Origin of the sequence: Hyphomonas sp. (assembly GCF_046313735.1) — a bacterium.
In the GTDB taxonomy this organism is placed as follows: domain Bacteria; phylum Pseudomonadota; class Alphaproteobacteria; order Caulobacterales; family Hyphomonadaceae; genus Hyphomonas.
Genome location: NZ_JBKBXW010000012.1, coordinates 12,350 through 28,876, shown reverse-complemented (window position 1 = coordinate 28,876; position 16,527 = coordinate 12,350). Strand labels below are relative to the sequence as shown.

General features: G+C 64.0%; 17 protein-coding genes. 8 read left to right on the top strand and 9 right to left on the bottom strand.

The genetic code is table 11. The annotated features are described in order from the left end of the window. Positions 1–9: 9 nt before the first annotated feature. Together sdhD and sdhC are read right to left on the bottom strand one after the other, a co-directional pair. Positions 10–399: a succinate dehydrogenase, hydrophobic membrane anchor protein gene (gene sdhD, locus ACK4SV_RS07630; protein ID WP_409917222.1), complete on the bottom strand. Its 390-nt coding sequence runs from the start codon at positions 397–399 to the stop codon at positions 10–12. Positions 400–411: 12 nt separating this feature from the next. Further along, positions 412–810, bottom strand: coding sequence for a succinate dehydrogenase, cytochrome b556 subunit (gene sdhC, locus ACK4SV_RS07625; protein WP_409917221.1), 399 nt, complete (start codon positions 808–810; stop codon positions 412–414). Between the two features lie 92 nt (positions 811–902). Between sdhC and ACK4SV_RS07620 the strand changes: the two genes are divergently transcribed. From ACK4SV_RS07620 to ACK4SV_RS07610, 3 genes are all read left to right on the top strand, one after another. Continuing rightward, positions 903–2,624, top strand: a complete 1,722-nt coding sequence (locus tag ACK4SV_RS07620) for a DUF885 domain-containing protein (protein ID WP_409917220.1) — start codon at positions 903–905, stop codon at positions 2,622–2,624. Positions 2,625–2,863: 239 nt separating this feature from the next. After that, positions 2,864–4,735, top strand: a complete 1,872-nt coding sequence (locus tag ACK4SV_RS07615) for an ABC transporter ATP-binding protein (protein ID WP_409917219.1) — start codon at positions 2,864–2,866, stop codon at positions 4,733–4,735. A 6-nt stretch (positions 4,736–4,741) separates the two neighbouring features. Then, positions 4,742–5,455: a type 1 glutamine amidotransferase gene (locus ACK4SV_RS07610; protein WP_409917218.1), complete on the top strand. Its 714-nt coding sequence runs from the start codon at positions 4,742–4,744 to the stop codon at positions 5,453–5,455. A 19-nt stretch (positions 5,456–5,474) separates the two neighbouring features. Here the strand turns inward: ACK4SV_RS07610 and ACK4SV_RS07605 are convergent, their stop codons facing one another. Continuing rightward, complete coding sequence (locus ACK4SV_RS07605) at positions 5,475–6,251, bottom strand: outer membrane beta-barrel protein (protein ID WP_409917217.1); 777 nt, start codon at positions 6,249–6,251, stop codon at positions 5,475–5,477. Positions 6,252–6,505: 254 nt separating this feature from the next. Between ACK4SV_RS07605 and ACK4SV_RS07600 the strand changes: the two genes are divergently transcribed. Further along, the gene (locus ACK4SV_RS07600; protein WP_409917216.1) at positions 6,506–8,023 is read left to right on the top strand and encodes a phosphomannomutase/phosphoglucomutase; all 1,518 of its coding nucleotides are present in this window, start codon (positions 6,506–6,508) and stop codon (positions 8,021–8,023) included. Positions 8,024–8,157: 134 nt separating this feature from the next. Here ACK4SV_RS07600 and ACK4SV_RS07595 read toward each other — a convergent pair whose 3' ends face one another. Further along, positions 8,158–8,781 (bottom strand): glutathione S-transferase family protein, encoded by a 624-nt coding sequence (locus ACK4SV_RS07595; protein ID WP_409917215.1) that lies wholly within the window; start codon positions 8,779–8,781, stop codon positions 8,158–8,160. A gap of 151 nt (positions 8,782–8,932) precedes the next feature. Here ACK4SV_RS07595 and ACK4SV_RS07590 point away from each other — a divergent pair, with 151 nt between their 5' ends. Then, the gene (locus ACK4SV_RS07590; RefSeq protein ID WP_409917214.1) at positions 8,933–10,243 is read left to right on the top strand and encodes a UDP-glucose dehydrogenase family protein; all 1,311 of its coding nucleotides are present in this window, start codon (positions 8,933–8,935) and stop codon (positions 10,241–10,243) included. 36 nt (positions 10,244–10,279) lie between these two features. Next, positions 10,280–10,930, top strand: a complete 651-nt coding sequence (gene fsa / locus ACK4SV_RS07585; RefSeq protein WP_409917213.1) for a fructose-6-phosphate aldolase — start codon at positions 10,280–10,282, stop codon at positions 10,928–10,930. Between the two features lie 21 nt (positions 10,931–10,951). On the opposite strand, the gene htpX is transcribed toward fsa, so the two are convergent. Continuing rightward, positions 10,952–11,845, bottom strand: coding sequence for a zinc metalloprotease HtpX (gene htpX, locus ACK4SV_RS07580; protein WP_409917212.1), 894 nt, complete (start codon positions 11,843–11,845; stop codon positions 10,952–10,954). A 104-nt stretch (positions 11,846–11,949) separates the two neighbouring features. On the opposite strand from htpX, the gene ACK4SV_RS07575 reads away from it, so the two are divergent. Then, a complete protein-coding gene (locus ACK4SV_RS07575) occupies positions 11,950–12,162 on the top strand; it encodes a DUF1674 domain-containing protein (RefSeq protein ID WP_409917211.1) in 213 nt (70 codons plus the stop codon). Between the two features lie 145 nt (positions 12,163–12,307). Here ACK4SV_RS07575 and ACK4SV_RS07570 read toward each other — a convergent pair whose 3' ends face one another. Together ACK4SV_RS07570 and ACK4SV_RS07565 are read right to left on the bottom strand one after the other, a co-directional pair. Next, positions 12,308–13,330 (bottom strand): SDR family oxidoreductase, encoded by a 1,023-nt coding sequence (locus ACK4SV_RS07570; protein WP_409917210.1) that lies wholly within the window; start codon positions 13,328–13,330, stop codon positions 12,308–12,310. Positions 13,331–13,391: 61 nt separating this feature from the next. Continuing rightward, positions 13,392–14,273 (bottom strand): DMT family transporter, encoded by an 882-nt coding sequence (locus tag ACK4SV_RS07565; RefSeq protein WP_409917209.1) that lies wholly within the window; start codon positions 14,271–14,273, stop codon positions 13,392–13,394. A 79-nt stretch (positions 14,274–14,352) separates the two neighbouring features. Between ACK4SV_RS07565 and ACK4SV_RS07560 the strand changes: the two genes are divergently transcribed. Further along, positions 14,353–14,637, top strand: coding sequence for a hypothetical protein (locus ACK4SV_RS07560; protein WP_409917208.1), 285 nt, complete (start codon positions 14,353–14,355; stop codon positions 14,635–14,637). Here ACK4SV_RS07560 and ACK4SV_RS07555 read toward each other — a convergent pair. Both ACK4SV_RS07555 and ACK4SV_RS07550 read right to left on the bottom strand, forming a co-directional pair. After that, on the bottom strand, positions 14,628–15,512 hold the full coding sequence (locus ACK4SV_RS07555; RefSeq protein ID WP_409917207.1) for an SDR family NAD(P)-dependent oxidoreductase: 885 nt from the start codon (positions 15,510–15,512) through the stop codon (positions 14,628–14,630). The genes ACK4SV_RS07560 and ACK4SV_RS07555 overlap by 10 nt on opposite strands. Positions 15,513–15,635: 123 nt before the next feature. After that, complete coding sequence (locus ACK4SV_RS07550; protein WP_409917206.1) at positions 15,636–16,517, bottom strand: SDR family NAD(P)-dependent oxidoreductase; 882 nt, start codon at positions 16,515–16,517, stop codon at positions 15,636–15,638. Between the last annotated feature and the right edge of the window lie 10 nt (positions 16,518–16,527).

The following is a 16,527-nucleotide window of genomic DNA, read 5'->3' as shown; positions in this document are numbered from 1 at the left end:
AAATGGGTTCTAGGCGCCGGTCCACACCCGGATCACGGACAGGAACACGGCGGCAAACAGGATCGCGGTGGCAAATGTGTTGAGGATCATCAGCGCGCCGCGCGTCCCGGCTTTTCCGATATAATCCTCGATCACGACCTGCATACCGAGGCGCATGTGATAGAACGCCGCTGCCGCCGTCAGCACCAGCAGCAGCGCGTTCAGCGGATCGCTGACCCAGGCGCGGGCGCCGTCATAGCCCCCGCTTGCCGCCTTGATGACCGCATAGAGGAACCACGGAACCAGCACGATCAGCGCCAGCGCCGAGACCCGCTGGCGGATATGGTGCGCCGTGCCGGACTTGGCTGAGCCGAGCCCGCGGGCGGCCTTGGTCGGGGTGATGAATTCGCCATTGCTCATTCGGAAGCCCCCTCAGAGCGAGGTCGCTGCGTACATCAGCGCTGCCGCGCCGACGATCGCAAAGACAAAGTTGAACATCGAGACCTGGCTGGCGAGCTTCGGCGTGAAGCCGATGCCCGGCCCGTCCCAGAGCAGGTGCCGGATGCCGTTTGCAAAGTGGAACAGCACCGCGACCGCCCAGAGATAGAGCACGATCTTGCCGAAGATCGAAGCGATCAGCCCGTCGATCACGGCGTAGGCCTCGGGGCTAGTCGCCAGCGCGATCAACCAGGCAGCGATCAGGAACGTGCCGAAATACAGCGCGGTGCCCGTCAGGCGGTGCGTGATCGAGGCGACCATGGTGGCGTGAAAGCGCCAGACCTGGAGGTGCGGGGACAAGGGGCGCGTGGCGGCGCGCTTCGGTCCGGACATGCAGGGAAACCTCGCGAGTTTGTGGGGTGCTGGTCACCGCTTCTACGAGCCTCTAGGGTCGTGTCAACGCAGGCTGACAAGGGAGCGACAATATGAAACCGGCGATTTGCGGACTTCTCCTTATTGCGCTGGCTCCGATTGCCCTTGCGGACCCCCTCCTTCCGCTGATCGAGCGCTATGAAGCCCATGTCCGCGCCGGCGATCCGGACAGCGCCGCCACGGCCCGCCGGACGGTCGCCACCCGCTGGCAGGATGTCTCGCCTGCCGCCGAATCGGCCCACCGCCAGCAGGCCGAAGACCTGCTGGCCGCCATCGCCGCCGCCGAAACGGAGCGCAGGACCGATCAGGCAATCCTCATCCGCCTCCTGTCTGACGAGATCAGCTATTACGACCAGGACGCCTCCCGCATCCCCTTCGTGGGCGACTGGGGATTCCAGGCAGAGCCGCACTTCGCCGCCATGATCCTGCGCATCCGCACCGAGGCCGACGCCCATGCCTGGATTGCGCGCCTCAATGATGTGCCGCGCTATTTCCACCAGCAGCGCGAGAACATGAAGCGCGGCATCGCCACCGGCTGGACGGCGCATGGCGATCCCTTTGCCACGACCCGCGCCCAGATTGCCGCCCTGCTGGAGCAAGCGCCCGAAGACAGCGATCTCTACCAGCCGCTTCGCAACCTGCCCGATAGCATAAGTCCAGAATCCAGATCCCATATCCAGAAAGTCGGGCTCGAGGCGACGAAGTGGGCCCTCGCCGCCTATGAGTCCATGCTTGAGTTCATGGATGAGACTTACGCCCCCGCCGCCCGCGCCGCGCCGGGCATCGCGTCTCTCCCCGGCGGCCAGGAGATCTATGCCGCCCTCGTCGAGGTTCACACCGCCGGCGCGGGCTATTCGCCTGAGGAAGTCCATGCCATCGGCGTCGCTGAAGTCGCCCGCATCCGGGCAGAGATGGAAGCCATCATCGAGGAAGTCGGCTTTGAGGGCAGCTTTGCCGAGTTCCAGCACTTCCTGCGCACAGACCCGCAATTCTATGCCGAAACCGAAGCCGAACTGATGGAAGCGGCCCGCGAGATTTCCGCCCGGCTCGACCTGATCCTGCCGGACTATTTCAACATCCTGCCCCGCCTCGGCTACACGGTCGATCCCGTGCCCGCCTCCATTGCGCCGGGCTATACCACCGGCCGCTACGTCCTCGGCGATCCGGAGGAGGGCCGGCCGGGCTCCTATCTCGTCAACACCTGGGCGCTCGACCAGCGCCCGCTCTACGAGCTCCCGGCGCTTTCCGCCCATGAAGCTGTGCCCGGCCACCACCTCCAGATCGCGCTGGCGCAGGAAATGGCCGGCCAGCCCCGCTTCCGGCAGCAATACTACGCCACCGCCTTCGGTGAAGGCTGGGGGCTCTATGCTGAGTACCTCGCGGGCGAGGCGGGTATCTATCGCACGCCGTATGAACGCTTCGGCGCGCTTTCATATGAGATGTGGCGCGCCTGTCGCCTCGTCGCCGATACCGGCCTGCACTGGTATGGCTGGAGCCGCGAAGAGGCTGAGGCCTGCTTCAAGGACAACACAGCCCTTGCCCCGCTCAACATCGAAACCGAGGTCACACGCTATATCGGTTGGCCGGGACAGGCGGTCGGCTACAAGATCGGCGAACTGAAAATCCGCGAACTGCGCGCCGAAGCCCAGGCCGCCTTGGGCGACGCCTTCGACATCCGTGCCTTCCATGACACAATCCTCGGCCAGGGCTCTGTCCCCATGGACCTGCTCGAAGCCCAGGTCCGGGGCTGGATCGCGTCCAGCGCGGCGCCCTGATCTGCCGGGGCTCGCTTAGTTGTCGTCACGCCCGATGACCGCAGGTCATCTGGGCGCCCATCTCCCGCCCTTTCCACTAGATTTTCGCTGAGAAGACAGGAGTTGGGCTCCCAGACCGGCTGCGCCGGTCGGGAGTGACGAAGGTGGATCTGTATCTTAACTGCCGCAGGCCGTTGAAGGTGACGGCCACCCCAATCCCCACCTTGCCCTTTCATCCCCGGCGCGCCACATGCCCGGCCATGCTCCGCTTTTTCGAACGCCGCCTTGATGCCTTCCCTGACACCCGGCAGGGCGCGCCGCCAGCGGGCTTCTGGCCGTTCATCTGGCACTATATCCGCGATGCCGCCCCCTGGTTGATCGGCATGTCCGTTGTCACAGCGCTCATCGCCATCGGCGAGGTTGCGCTCTTCGGTTTCCTTGGGGGCATTGTCGACTGGCTTACAGCGTCCGAGCGGGAAGGCTTCTTCCAGCGCGAGGGCGGCCGCCTCGCCCTGATGGCGATTGTCCTCGTCATCGCCATTCCCGCGCTCGTCCTGATCCAGGCACTGATCGTCTATCAGGGCCTGATGGGAAACCTGCCGATGAGCGCGCGCTGGCGCATGCACCGGCAGATGCTCGGCCAGTCGATGAGCTTTTTCGGCAACGACTACGCCGGGCGCGTCGCCACCAAGGTAATGCAGACCGCGCTGTCGGTGCGCGAGACGATCATGAAGATCCTCGACGTCTTCGTCTATGTCAGCGTCTATTTCCTCTCCGCCCTCGCGCTCGTCTCCCTGGCCGATCCGCGCCTTGCCGCCCCGCTCCTCATCTGGGCCGCGCTCTATGGCGCCGCGCTCTGGTATTTCGTGCCCCGCCTCGGAAAGGTGGCAGAAGAGCAGGCCGAAGCTCGCTCGGTGATGACTGGTCGCGTCGTTGATTCGTATACGAACATCCAGACCGTGAAACTCTTCGCCCATGCGGGGCGCGAAGAGACCTATGCCCGGGACAGCATGGCCAGCTTCCTCGCCACGGTGCACCACCAGATGCGCCTCGTCACGGGCTTCAACGTCCTCGTCTATCTCAACAATTCGCTGCTCGTCTTCTTCATCGCAGGCGCTGGCATCTATCTGTGGACCGGCAATCTCGTCAGCGCGGGCGCAGTCGCCGCCGCTGTCGGCCTTGCGCTGCGCATCAAGGCGATGTCGCAATGGATCATGTGGGAAGTCGCCGGCCTCTTCGAGAATATCGGCGTCGTCTATGACGGCATGGACATGCTCGAAAAGCCCGTTGCCGTCACCGACGCGCCCGGCGCAAAGCCCCTCGGGACTGCCTCCGGCGAGATCGAGTTCCGCAATGTCGTCTTCCATTATGGCAAGGGCGCCGGCGTCATCGATGGACTGAACCTCACCATCCGCCCCGGCGAACGCATCGGGCTTGTCGGCCGGTCCGGCGCCGGCAAGACAACGCTAACGAACCTGCTGCTGCGCTTCTACGATGTGGAAGGCGGCCAGATCCTCGTCGATGGCCAGGATATCGCCGGCGTCACGCAGGATTCCCTGCGCGCCAATATCGGGGTTGTCTCGCAGGATACCTCGCTCCTCCACCGCTCGATCCGCGAGAACATCGCCTATGGCCGGCCCGAGGCGAGCGATGAGGAAATCGCCGCCGCCGCAGAACGCGCCCGCGCCCTCGGCTTCATCGAAGACCTTGAGGATTCCAAAGGCCGCCGCGGCTTCGATGCCCATGTCGGCGAGCGCGGCGTGAAACTCTCCGGCGGCCAGCGCCAGCGCATCGCGATTGCCCGCATCTTCCTCAAGGACGCCCCCATCCTGATCCTTGACGAGGCCACCTCCGCCCTCGATTCCGAGGTCGAAGCCGCGATCCAGGAAAGCCTTTTCGGCCTGATGGAAGGCAAGACCGTCATCGCCATTGCCCACCGGCTGTCCACCATTGCGGCGATGGACCGGCTGATCGTGCTCGATGAAGGCTGCATCGCGGAAGCGGGCACGCATGAGGAGCTCGTGGCCGCTGGCGGTATCTATGCCGACCTCTGGGCCCGCCAGTCGGGCGGCTTCCTGGTCCAGCCAAAGCCGGCCGAAATCCCGGAAGAACCCGAAGTTGCGGCAGAGTAGGGGCCCATGAAACTTACCATCATCGAGACTGGCCAGGCCCCCCTCGCCATCCGAAGTCAGTTCCCGGACTATCCGGCCATGTTCAGCGCAATGTTTGAAGGCGCCGATCCTTCCATTCGCTGCGAAACCGTCTCGCTCGTGACCGGCGCGGCGCTGCCGGCTCCGGCAAGCCTCGAAGCCGTGCTCTACACCGGCTCGCCCGCCGGCGTGTATGAAGACCATGCTTGGATTACGCCGCTGATGGACTTCATCCGCGCCGCCGCAGATGCACGCACGCCGCAAATCGGTATCTGTTTCGGCCATCAGGCGATGGCCGAGGCGCTCGGCGGCAAGGTGCAGAAATCGGAAAAAGGCTGGGGCGTCGGCCGCCACACCTACGACCTTCTATCCGTTCCCGGATGGAACGGCGAGAAGCCCGCCACCCTCTCCATCGCGGTCAGCCATCAGGACCAGGTGGTCATCCGTCCGCCCGGCGCCGAAACCATCGCCCGTTCGGAGTTTACTGAGTTCGCGGCGCTTCATTATCCGGAAATCCGTGGCCTGAGCTTCCAGTGCCATCCGGAATTCGATGCGGAGTTTGCCGCCGCGCTCTATGGTGCCCGGCGCGGTACATCGCTGCCCGCCGAAACCGCCGATGCGGCGATCGCCTCCCTGAAGGAAGGGTGCGACCGCCGCTTTCTTGCCGATTGGATCGCCAGTTTCCTGAAATCAGCCCGCTGACGATCCTTCCGTCGGCAGGTCAGTAGCGGAAACGTCCGCCAACACTCAGCACAGTCTGCTCATTCTTGATGCTCAGATTGCCGGGGAAGAGCCGGTTGCCAAAAGTGACATTGTCCGTCGCGCGGTAGGCCACTTCACCGAAAACATCGAAGCTTTCGGTCAGCGCATAAGCCGCGCCGCCTTTCACCTGCCAGGCAAACTTCGTCTTGCTGCCATCGATGATGCTGATGTCGGAGGGCCGGTAGGTCACATCCACATTCGACACGCCAAGGCCTGCGCCCACATAGGGAGAGATCGTGCCCATGCGGTTGAAGTCATAATAGACGTTGGCGAAAAGTGCCGTGTTCTTGATGCTGCCGTCATCGTTTGCAACCACCTGGCCAACCGTTGCGCCAAGTTGCGTCGGCGAGCCGGCGATCACCGCAGCATCGACCCCGTCGATCACCGCGCCGCCGACCTGCACGCCGCGATGCGTGTCAACGCCGGCGCGCGAATACACGATCTCGGCGCTCGCCCGGAAGCCATTGTTGAAGAACCGTCCGAACTCCGCGCTCAGCGCGTAGCCATTGTCGAATTCGGTCTTCCAGCCATACGGCGTGCCGGCGGCAATCTGCGTGCCGTTGGGGATCACCGGCGCGCCATTGCCTGTTGCGAAGGCGCCGGTCTGGCCGGAATTGCTGCTATCGGCCTGGAAGTTAAAGCCTGCGCTCGCGGCGCCATACCAGCCTTCTGCGAAGGCGGGGCTGGCGATCAGGCCGAGGGCGCTGGCAGCGGCAAACATTGCCTTGAATTTCATCATAAAACTCCTCTCTGAACTCATCCATTCTGGACAGTCAGCTGCGCATCTGGCGCAGACGACGAGCAGGAAGTAGTATTACATATCGCGCATACAATAGAATATTTCTGAATTTTTGGTCAGGTTCCGCGGCTTCACCGCTGCCTGTTGCAGGGACGTCACACCTTTCTCTCTTGGCGCGCGTTTTGATTGCGGTTGCGCTGGGGCGCGCCCTAGTGTTCAAGACGCCCGGAAACCGTTTCACGGAGAGACAGATGCTGCCCAAGCCGCTTGCCGACATTGCCCCGAACACGCTGGAATTCGAGGTGATGCCCCTCGTCAAGCCGACTGGCTTTCGCGAATATGATGCGCGCTGGTGGTTCAACGGCATCGGTCACGCCAAGGCGCCGGAGCTGAACCTCACAGGGGTCCAGGCCCTCGGCCTCGGGATGGCGACCCTTTTCCACGAGCTGGGCGTGAAGCCCACCATTGTCACCGGCCACGATTTCCGCTCGATCAGCCAGCCGATCAAGAACGCTCTCACCCTCGGCCTCACCGCCGGGGGCTGTGAAGTCCTCGATGTAGGCCTCGCCCTTTCCCCGATGGTATATTGGAGCCAGTTCGAGCTCGACGCCGCCTGCTGCGCCATGGTCACCGCGAGCCATAACGAGAATGGCTGGACCGGCGTGAAGATGGGCGCCAACCGCCCGCTCACCTTCGGGCCCGAAGAAATGGGCCGGCTGAAAGACATCGTCATGGAAGGCCGCTTCGTCACGCGCGAAGGCGGCACCCATCGCCGCATCGATGGCATCCGCGAGAAATACATCAACGCCGTCGCTGGCGACACGAAACTCACGCGCAAGCTCAAGGTCGTCGCCGCCTGCGGCAATGGCACGGCAGGCGCGTTTGCGGGCGATGTCCTGCGCGCCATCGGCGCCGAGGTGATCGAGATGGACTGCAATCTCGACATGACCTTCCCGAAATACAATCCGAACCCGGAAGATCACGAGATGCTGCACGAAATGTCGCTCTCCGCGAAGGAGCACGGCGCCGACGTCGTGCTCGGCTTTGACGGCGACGGCGACCGCTGCGGCGTGGTCGACAATACCGGCGAGGAAATCTATGCCGACAAGATCGGCCTGATGCTGGCGCGCGACCTGTCGAAACACTATCCGGGCGCCAAGTTCGTCGTGGATGTGAAGTCCACCGGCCTCTACAAGACCGATCCGGTCCTGAAAGCCAACGGCGCCTCGGTCGACTATTTCAAGACCGGCCATTCCTACATCAAGCGCCGCACGACCGAGCTCGGCGCCCTCGCGGGCTTCGAAAAATCCGGCCACTTCTTCTTCCGCCCGCCGATCGGACTCGGTTATGATGACGGCCTGATCGCCGCCAAGGCGATCCTCGAAATGCTGGACCGTAATCCCGGGCGCACAATGGCCGACCTCAAATCAGATCTCGGCACCGCTTGGACCTCTCTCACCATGGCCGCGCATTGCGCTGACGAGATCAAGTATGACGTTGTCGACCGCATGGTCGCCGAATACCAGTCCCTCGCCGGGGCCGAGATCCTTGGCCGCAAAGTGGTCGAGGTCAACACCGTCAATGGCGCCCGCGTGACGCTGGAAGACGGCTCCTGGGTCCTCGTGCGCGCCTCCTCCAACAAGCCCGAACTCGTCGTGGTCGTTGAATCGATGGCGAGCGACGCCGACATGAAGGACCTCTTCCACAAGGAAGTGAAACCCCGCCTCGGCAAGCATCCCGAAGTCGGCCACTACAATCAGGAAATCTGAGCGGCTCTCGTGTCATCCCGGAAGCGGCTCAGCCGCTATCCGGGACCCTATCCCGGCGTGTACGCAAGTTCAGCAAGGTCCCGGATCATCGCTTCGCGCTGTCCGGGATAACACCCTCGCGGCACCCCCCGCCCTTACCCGCCCGGCCCGTACTCCGCCATCGCCGCATCATCCAGTGCGCCGGCATTGAGATAGGCTGGCCGCGACAGGATCCGCGCGAGATAGGCCTCGACCTCGGGTGTCTTCGGGATGGTGCCGAACTGCACACCCCAACTGATCTGTGCGCCGAAATAAACGTCCGCTGCCGTGAACCGGTCGCCGCAGAGATACGGTCCGCGCGCCACCGCCCCGGTCAGCGCCGTCAGCGTGCGTGCGAAATCGCCATAGCCCACCATGCCGGCATGTTCCTCCGGCACGGCGAGCCCAATCGCCTGATTTGTCGAGGCTGCTTCCCACGGCCCTGCGGCAAAGAACATCCAGCGGAAATATGCGGCGCGCTCCGCAGCAAGAGGGGCCAGGCCCGCCTCCGGAAACGCCTCCGCCAGATAGGCGCAGATCGCCCCGCATTCGGTCACCACATGGCCCTCATGCACGATGGCGGGCACCTTGCGCATCGGATTGATCGCGGCATAGTCCGGGGCCTGCATCTCCGGCCCGTATCGCAGATAGCGCACATCATAAGGCGCGCCCGTCTCTTCCAGCATCCAGCGGGCAATCCGCCCGCGTGACATCGGATTGGTATAGAAAATCACGCTCATCTGCGCCCCCAAATGTTCACGTTTTGATCTTTCAGGTTTCCGCGGAGAGAGTCAAGACAATCCTTGCTCCGCATTCTGCCCCTTGATTCTGGGCCGCAAAGAATGCACCCCGCGCCATTCACTCCCGGTTTACGAAAGCTGAAGGGAAGTCATGCGCGTCGCCATCATCGGTACCGGTTATGTCGGCCTCGTTTCCGGGGCCTGTTTTGCGGATTTCGGCCACACGGTCACCTGCGTCGATAAGGACGAGGCAAAGATCGAGAAGCTGAAGAACGGCATCATGCCGATCTACGAGCCAGGTCTCGACAGCCTGGTGGCGGCGAACGTCAAGGAAGAGCGCCTGTTCTTCACGACCGACCCGAAAGAGGCGATCCGCGGCGCCGATGCCGTCTTCATTGCGGTCGGTACGCCCTCCCGGCGCGGCGACGGCCATGCGGACCTGACCTATGTCTATGGCGCAGCAGAGGAAATTGCCGGCCTGATCGAAGGCTTCACCGTCGTCGTGACCAAATCGACCGTCCCGGTCGGCACTGGGGACGAGGTCGAGGAGATCATCCGCAAGGCCCGGCCGGAGGCTGATTTCGCCGTTGTCTCGAACCCTGAATTCCTGCGCGAAGGCGCCGCGATCAAGGACTTCAAACTGCCCGACCGCGTCGTCGTCGGCACCGATGATGAGCGCGCCCGCGAAGTGATGCGCGAACTCTATCGCCCGCTCTTCCTGAACGAGACGCCCATACTCTTCACCTCAAGGCGCACGTCCGAGCTGATCAAATATGCCGCCAACGCCTTCCTCGCCGTGAAGATCACCTTCATTAACGAGATGGCGGACCTCTGCGAGAAGGTCGGCGCAAATGTGCAGGAAGTCTCGCGCGGCATTGGCCTCGATGGCCGCATCGGCGCGAAATTTCTGAACGCCGGCCCGGGCTATGGCGGCTCCTGCTTCCCGAAGGATACGCTCGCCCTCACCAAGACCGCGAATGATTATGGCAGCCCGGTGCACATCGTTGACACAGTCGTCTCGGTCAATGCAGCCCGCAAGAAGGCGATGGCCGGCAAGGTCATCGAGGCCATGGGCGGGGATGTCTCCGGCAAGACCATCAGCGTCCTCGGCCTCGCCTTCAAGCAGAACACCGATGACATGCGCGACGCCCCCTCGCTCGACATCATTCCCGCCCTGCAGGCGGCCGGCGCCCGCATCGTCGCCTTCGATCCCGAAGCGATGAAGGAAGCCTCCCACCTCCTGAAGGACATCACCTTCGCCGAGAGTGCCTACAAGGCTGTGGACGGCGCCGACGCGCTGGTCATCATCACCGAGTGGGACCAGTTCCGCGCGCTCGACATGAACCGGATCAAGAGCGCCATGACCGGCAATGTCGTCGTCGACCTGCGCAACATCTATTCGCCGGACGACATGATCCGCCGGGGCTTTGCCTATACATCCATCGGAAGGCCTGCCATATAGGCGCTGATACCGCTAACATATGAGGAAACCCGCCCCATGAAATTCTTCGTAGATACCGCCGATACAAAAGACATTGCCGATCTCGCCGCCACCGGCCTGATCGACGGCGTCACCACCAACCCCTCGCTCATCGCGAAGGCGGGCCGCCCCTTTGCCGAGGTGATCGCCGAGATCTGCGGCCTGGTCGATGGCCCGGTCAGCGCCGAAGTCGTCGCGACCGAACACGCCGCCATGGTCGCCGAGGGCCGCAAGCTCGCGCAGATCGCAGACAATGTCGCTGTCAAGCTGCCGCTGACCTGGGACGGGCTGAAAGCCTGCCGCGAGCTCTCCGCAGACGGCATCCCGGTGAACGTCACCCTCTGCTTCTCGGCGAACCAGGCGCTTCTGGCCGCCAAGGCCGGCGCGGCATTCATCTCGCCCTTCATCGGCCGGCTCGATGACATCCACATCGATGGCATGGAGCTGATCGCCGAGATCCGCCAGATCTATGACAATTACCTCTTCGACACCGAGATCCTTGCCGCCTCGATCCGCTCGCCCAACCATGTGAAGCTCTCAGCGCTCGCCGGCGCCGATGTGATGACTGCGCCTCCCGCTGTCATCCGCAGCCTTGTCAGCCATCCGCTGACGGACAAGGGCCTCGAAACCTTCCTCGCTGACGCAAAGAAGGCAGGCATCAAGGTCTGAAGCGCCTCAGGCGCCCGCCGATCACCCCCAGGGACCGCTGGTCCGGGGGCTCGCGGCGGGCGTGTTCGAGACGCCCATATCTCCGGCCATGCGGCGCAGGGCTTCCACACGGTTGGCAGTCGACGGGTGCGTAGAGAAGAGGTTGTCCGCCCCCCGGCCGTTCAGCGGGTTGGAGATATACATGTGCGCCATGGCGGGGTTGCGCTCAGCATAGGGGTTGATCTGGGCGCGCGCGCCGCGCTCGATCTTCTCCAGCGCCGAAGCCAGCCAGAGCGGGTTGCCGCAGATTTCCGCGCCGCGCTTGTCAGCCTCATACTCGCGGGACCGGCTGATCGCCATCTGCACGAGGGCGGCGGCCATCGGGGCGAAGATCATGAGAGCGAGCGAGCCGATCAGCCCCGCCCGCTCCCGCCCGAAGAACAGCGCGAAATTGGCCAGCATACCGATGGCGCCGGCCAGCGTCGCCGTGACCGTCATCGTCAGCGTGTCGCGGTTCTGCACATGGGCAAGCTCATGCGCCATCACGCCGGCGACTTCCTCGCGGTTGAGCATATTGAGGAGGCCCGTGGTAGCCGCTACGGCGGCGTTCTGCGGGTTGCGGCCGGTGGCGAAGGCGTTCGGCTGGGGCGTGTCGATGATGTAGACCTTGGGCTGGGGCAGGCCGGCCCGGTCCGCCAGGCGCGCCACATCCTGCCGGAAGCCGCGCAGCATCGGATTGGTCGTGTTCTCCGGCACTTCCTGCGCGCCCTGCATCCGCAGGACCAGCTTGTCGGAATTCCACCAGGCGAACACGTTCATCGCCGCGGCCACGCCAAAGGCGAGGATCATGCCGGTGGGGCCGCCAACAAGATAGCCGATGGCCATGAAGATGGCTGTCATCGCAGCCAGGAGCATGAAGGTCTTGGTCGTACCCATCGGTGGGGATCTCCTCATCAACAAGAACGATGCCGCGCGCTTTTGCAGCATTCCGCGACTTGCAGCCTATATGGGAAGGTATGAAGGCCCCGGAAAGACCACGCATGCCGCAGCATCCCCTCCCACAGGAAGAAATCGACCGCCGCGCCGCGCTGCCCGAAGCAGCCCGCCGCGCGCTGGAAGAAGCCGACGCCCGCAAGGCCGAAGAGGCCGCAGGCGCCGCCGCCCTGCCCACAGACGAAACCGGCGGCCCGAAAACCATCGAGCCGACAAGGTTTGGCGACTGGGAACGCAAGGGCATTGCGTATGATTTTTGAGGGGCACTGCTCCCCTCTCCCTTGGGAGAGGGGCTGGGGGTGAGGGGCTGTCCCAGATGCAAACCTCTCCGCCCAGCCACAACCGCCGCTCACCCTCACCCCCAACCCCCTCTCCCTCTGAAGAGGGAGAGGGGGCTTGAAAGCCTCAAACCACCCCGTACTTCACCAGACTCTTCGCCCCTGACACAATCGCCTCTTCCGCGCTGCGGGGTTGCCAGCCGAGGCGGCGTTTGGCGTTGTCGCTGGAGATGTGGCGTTCGCGGCCGAGTTCGGGCAGGATCTGTTTGGCGGGCGGGTTCACCATGGCGATGAATTTGACGAGGCCATCCGGCATCACGCCCTTCGGCAGCTTGCGGGCATAGGCCGGGAATTCGCGGCGCAGCACCTCGGCCACTTCGGCAAACCACATGAACTTGTCGCCGACCAGGAAGCGCTGGCCGGCCGCTTCCGGCGCGGTCATCGCGGCAACATGCGCAGCGGCGACGTCGCGCACATCGACGATGACGAAGCCGACGCGCGGGGCCGCCGGCAGCTTGCCGGAGAGGAGCTGGGTGAGGATTTCGACCGAGGCGGAGAAATCCCCGCTCATAACCGGGCCGAGCACGGCGGCGGGGTTGATGGTCGTCAGCTCCAGGCCCTTGCCCTCGCCGTTCACATAGTCCCAGGCCGCGCGCTCGGCGATGGTCTTGGAGCGGGTGTAGGGCGTGTTGTCCTTGAGATTGGTGTCGTCCGACCAGTGTTCCTCGGTGAGGAGGGCCGGGCGCCGATTGCCCCAACCATATGCGACTGCAGCCATCGAAGAGGTCATCACCACGCGTTTCACGCCGGCGGCCTGTGCGGCTTTCAGCACGCGCAGGGCGCCGTCGCGGGCGGGGATGATCAGCTCATCGGCATCCTTGGGCACGAAATTCGGGATGGGGGAGGCGATGTGGTGGACATAATCGGCACCCTCGACCGCCTCGGCCCAGCCGTCATCGCTGCTGAGATCGGCAGCACGGACAGGAATGGAGACGGGCTTGCCGGCATAGTCCGACAGCACCTTGCTGAGTGCATCTGCCTTCGAGGCAGACCGGGCCGTGCCGATGACCTCATGGCCTGCGTCCAGAAGCTGGAGGATGACATGCCCGGCGATAAACCCCGTTGCACCGGTGACGACCACTTTAGCCATGATGCCCTCCTGCGGCTGTGGTGGAGAAATGGTTGGTTGGCCTGCCTGCCACAAGAGCGGATCAGACCGGCTTCGGCGGCACAACCGGCTTTTTCTGGTTCAGGCGGTGTTCGCGCCAGGTGATATAGAGGGTGGAGACGACAATGATCGCGGCGCCGGCCCAGACAAACGGGCCCGGCAGGGCGCGGATCATCACCCAGTCTGCCACCGCGCCCATCGGCAGGCGGAGATAATCCATCGGCGAAAGGAAGGACGCATCGCCCACCGACATGCCCTTGATGAAACAGAACTGCGAGACGACGCCCATGAACGCCATGCCGAAGATGAGCCCCCAGGTGGAGGCGTCCGGGCTCGCCCAGAAGAACACAGCCACCGGCAGGATGAAGATGGAGGAGAGCAGGTTCGCCCAGATCAGCAAAGCCATGGGCGAGTGAACGCCGGTCAGCGATTTCACCAGCACGATGGTGAAGGCAAAGCAGAGCGAGGACAGGAGCGCGAAGATCGCCCCGGCATTCAGGTTTGCGCCGCCGCTCTCTCCCAGCAGGGCCGGCAGCAGCGTCATGACCAGCACGCCGGCAAAGCCCGCGATCACGGCGCTGGTGCGGTGGATGCCGACTTTCTCGTGCAGCAGGATCATGGCGAGGATGGTGACGAAGATCGGCCGGGTGAAGCTCAGGGCATTGAACTCCGCCAGCGGCAGGCCGAACACCGGCCAGATCGCGATCAGGCCGAAGACAAAGCCCGCCGAGCCGATCAGGCTGCGGGTGACGAGGGCGCCAAAGCGGGCGGTGTGGAGTTTCGTGATGCCGAGGAGGATAAACGGCACCGCCATGAGGAATGCGAGAAAGCTGCGCCAGAAGGCGAGGAAAATCGGATGGATGTCGCCGGTGATTTCCTTGGCGAGCGCCAGGTGCAGCGTGTAGCCCGCGCCCGAGACGATCATCCAGATTGCCCCCTGAAGATTGCCCGAAAGGCCGGGCCGCTTTACAGGAAGCGGGGGGTGATCTGGTTCCGCTCTGCTCATGCCTGTATTTTCACCTGAAGAAATCGACGAAATTGACCGCCTGTGGCGCAGCCTGCCTGCGGACCATATGTGGACCGGTTGGGCCGCTGTTGGCCAGAGCCCTGATACGGTCTGGCTGTTCCGCTCGCGCGCACATTGGCGGCGTTTCCCGCTGACACGCACGGCGAATGGCTACGCCCTCAGCGATGACCGGGGCCGCGTCTTCCGCGAGGCGGAAAGCCTTGAGGACCTCTTGAGAGCGGTGGAGGCTGTCCCCGCGCTGAGAGTTGCCGGTCAGGACTGAGCCCCGGCCTGCATCGCAAGGCGCAGCTGCTCGGCCTGTTCCGGCGTGATGCCTAGGGCTTCGAGGACGGGGCTCGCCGCAGTCTCGTCCCAGCTGTGACGCGGGCCGACCGTGATGCCGCCATCGACGACGAATTCCCCGCCGGTGATGAACTCGCCTTTTTCCGACGCGAGGAAGGCAGCCATCTCGGCGATGTCCTTGCCGGAGCCGATGCGGCCGGCCGGCTGGATGCGCCCGCCGCCCTGGGCCAGCATCTCGGCCATCTGGTCGGCCTGCTCGCGTGACATGCCAAGCGAGGCGCCGAAGATCGAAGTGGCGATGAAGCCCGGCAGGATCGCATTCACGCGGATCCGGTATTTGGCGAGTTCGGCTGCGGCGAGCTTCGAGAAATGCGCAACGCCCTTCTTGGCGACGGAATAGGTGATGGGCGCATAGCCGGCTGAGATCGCGCTGATCGAGGAGGTGTTGATGATCGCGCCGCCCCTGGCCTTCATGTGGGGAATGGCGAACTTCGTGCCCGCGAAGACCTGCTTCAGCAGCAGGTTCATCGTGTCGTCATAGCCTTCAAGGTCCAGTTCCTCGACCGGGGTGGCCGTGCCGCCATGACCGGCATTGTTCCAGACGATGTCGAGCGATCCAAAGGCGGCAGGCGCAGCGTCCATGATGGCTTTGAGCTCGTCCATCTTGGTGACGTCGCAATGGACGAACCGGACCTTGTCGGTTCCGAAGCGCGTTTCGAGCGCCTTGCCTTTTTCGTCCTGGATGTCGCCGGCAATCACCCTCGCCCCGGCGGCCACGAAGACCTCGACACCGGCAAGGCCAATGCCGCTCGCCGCGCCTGTAATGACTGCCACCTTGCCGCTGAGATCCGCCATGTCTGTTCCTCCCGTTTTCGCGCACATGGCGAGGCCTTCCGCGAGGGGCGTCAAGGAAGAAAAGTGACGGAGGCGTCATAAAAAAAGTCCCCCTCTCCCGCTGGCGGGAGAGGAGGGGTGGGGTCACTTCCGCTTCAGGCCAAAACGCGAAATGAATATCCGGTCCAGCATCCGTTTCGGCAGGCGGGTGGGGATCGTGAAATTGGTCAGCTTGTCGGGCACGGGGGCATAGCGCGCCTTCGGCTTCGGATCGGAAAGGGCGGCTTCGATCACTTCGGCGATCTTTTCCGGCGAAAGGCCGGTGCGCCCGCCATTCAGCATGGTGCGCTCGAAAATCTTCAGGGCCTCCGCCCAGTCGCTGCCGGCATAGGGGCCGCTTTCATTGTCCTTTTCGGCCTTGTCCCAGATGGGGGTCTTCACAGAGCCGGGGCCAATCGCGATCGCGTCGATGCCATAGATCGCAAGCTCGCGGCGCAGCGTATCGCTCATCGCTTCATTGGCATGTTTCGTCGCCACATAGGCGCCGAGGAAGGGCGAGGCGATGCGGCCGCCGACCGAGGTGATCGTGATGATCCGCCCGGGCGCCCCCTCGCGCGCCGGATCAGCGCCGAGCAGGGGCACAAGCGCCTGTGTAATGCGCAAGAGACCGAATACATTGACGGTGAAATGCGCCTCGAAATCCGCAAGCGGCTGAATCGCCAGCGGACCCATCTTGGCAATCCCGGCATTGTTTACGAGGCCAGCCAGGCGCCGGTTGCCCAGCGCAGCGCTAATAAGGCTGACCGCGCTTTCGACATCTTCAGGTTTGGTGACATCAAGCCGAAGCGGACGCAGGTCGCCGCTGGCCCCATCCAGCAGCGCGGCCGCGTCAGCCTCCGAACGAATGCCCGCAAAAACGGTCCAGCCTTTCGCGGCCATGTGGCGGGCGGCCGCCCGACCGATGCCCGTGGAGGCGCCAGTGACTACAACCGATTGCGGAAGGGCGGGTGCGGAAGGGTCTGTCATGCCACCTTAT

What these genes read in the sequence shown, in the direction of transcription:
- ACK4SV_RS07570 (WP_409917210.1), bottom strand. Translation starts at nt 13,330, where the DNA reads ATGGCTAAAGTGGTCGTCACCGGTGCAACGGGGTTTATCGCCGGGCAT.
- ACK4SV_RS07610 (WP_409917218.1), top strand. Translation starts at nt 4,742, where the DNA reads ATGAAACTTACCATCATCGAGACTGGCCAGGCCCCCCTCGCCATCCGA.
- ACK4SV_RS07590 (WP_409917214.1), top strand. Translation starts at nt 8,933, where the DNA reads ATGCGCGTCGCCATCATCGGTACCGGTTATGTCGGCCTCGTTTCCGGG.
- ACK4SV_RS07595 (WP_409917215.1), bottom strand. Translation starts at nt 8,781, where the DNA reads ATGAGCGTGATTTTCTATACCAATCCGATGTCACGCGGGCGGATTGCC.
- htpX (WP_409917212.1), bottom strand. Translation starts at nt 11,845, where the DNA reads ATGGGTACGACCAAGACCTTCATGCTCCTGGCTGCGATGACAGCCATC.
- sdhD (WP_409917222.1), bottom strand. Translation starts at nt 399, where the DNA reads ATGAGCAATGGCGAATTCATCACCCCGACCAAGGCCGCCCGCGGGCTC.
- ACK4SV_RS07560 (WP_409917208.1), top strand. Translation starts at nt 14,353, where the DNA reads ATGCCTGTATTTTCACCTGAAGAAATCGACGAAATTGACCGCCTGTGG.
- ACK4SV_RS07575 (WP_409917211.1), top strand. Translation starts at nt 11,950, where the DNA reads ATGCCGCAGCATCCCCTCCCACAGGAAGAAATCGACCGCCGCGCCGCG.
- ACK4SV_RS07565 (WP_409917209.1), bottom strand. Translation starts at nt 14,273, where the DNA reads ATGATCGTCTCGGGCGCGGGCTACACGCTGCACCTGGCGCTCGCCAAG.
- ACK4SV_RS07605 (WP_409917217.1), bottom strand. Translation starts at nt 6,251, where the DNA reads ATGAAATTCAAGGCAATGTTTGCCGCTGCCAGCGCCCTCGGCCTGATC.
- ACK4SV_RS07600 (WP_409917216.1), top strand. Translation starts at nt 6,506, where the DNA reads ATGCTGCCCAAGCCGCTTGCCGACATTGCCCCGAACACGCTGGAATTC.
- ACK4SV_RS07555 (WP_409917207.1), bottom strand. Translation starts at nt 15,512, where the DNA reads ATGGCGGATCTCAGCGGCAAGGTGGCAGTCATTACAGGCGCGGCGAGC.
- ACK4SV_RS07620 (WP_409917220.1), top strand. Translation starts at nt 903, where the DNA reads ATGAAACCGGCGATTTGCGGACTTCTCCTTATTGCGCTGGCTCCGATT.
- fsa (WP_409917213.1), top strand. Translation starts at nt 10,280, where the DNA reads ATGAAATTCTTCGTAGATACCGCCGATACAAAAGACATTGCCGATCTC.
- ACK4SV_RS07550 (WP_409917206.1), bottom strand. Translation starts at nt 16,517, where the DNA reads ATGACAGACCCTTCCGCACCCGCCCTTCCGCAATCGGTTGTAGTCACT.
- sdhC (WP_409917221.1), bottom strand. Translation starts at nt 810, where the DNA reads ATGTCCGGACCGAAGCGCGCCGCCACGCGCCCCTTGTCCCCGCACCTC.
- ACK4SV_RS07615 (WP_409917219.1), top strand. Translation starts at nt 2,864, where the DNA reads ATGCTCCGCTTTTTCGAACGCCGCCTTGATGCCTTCCCTGACACCCGG.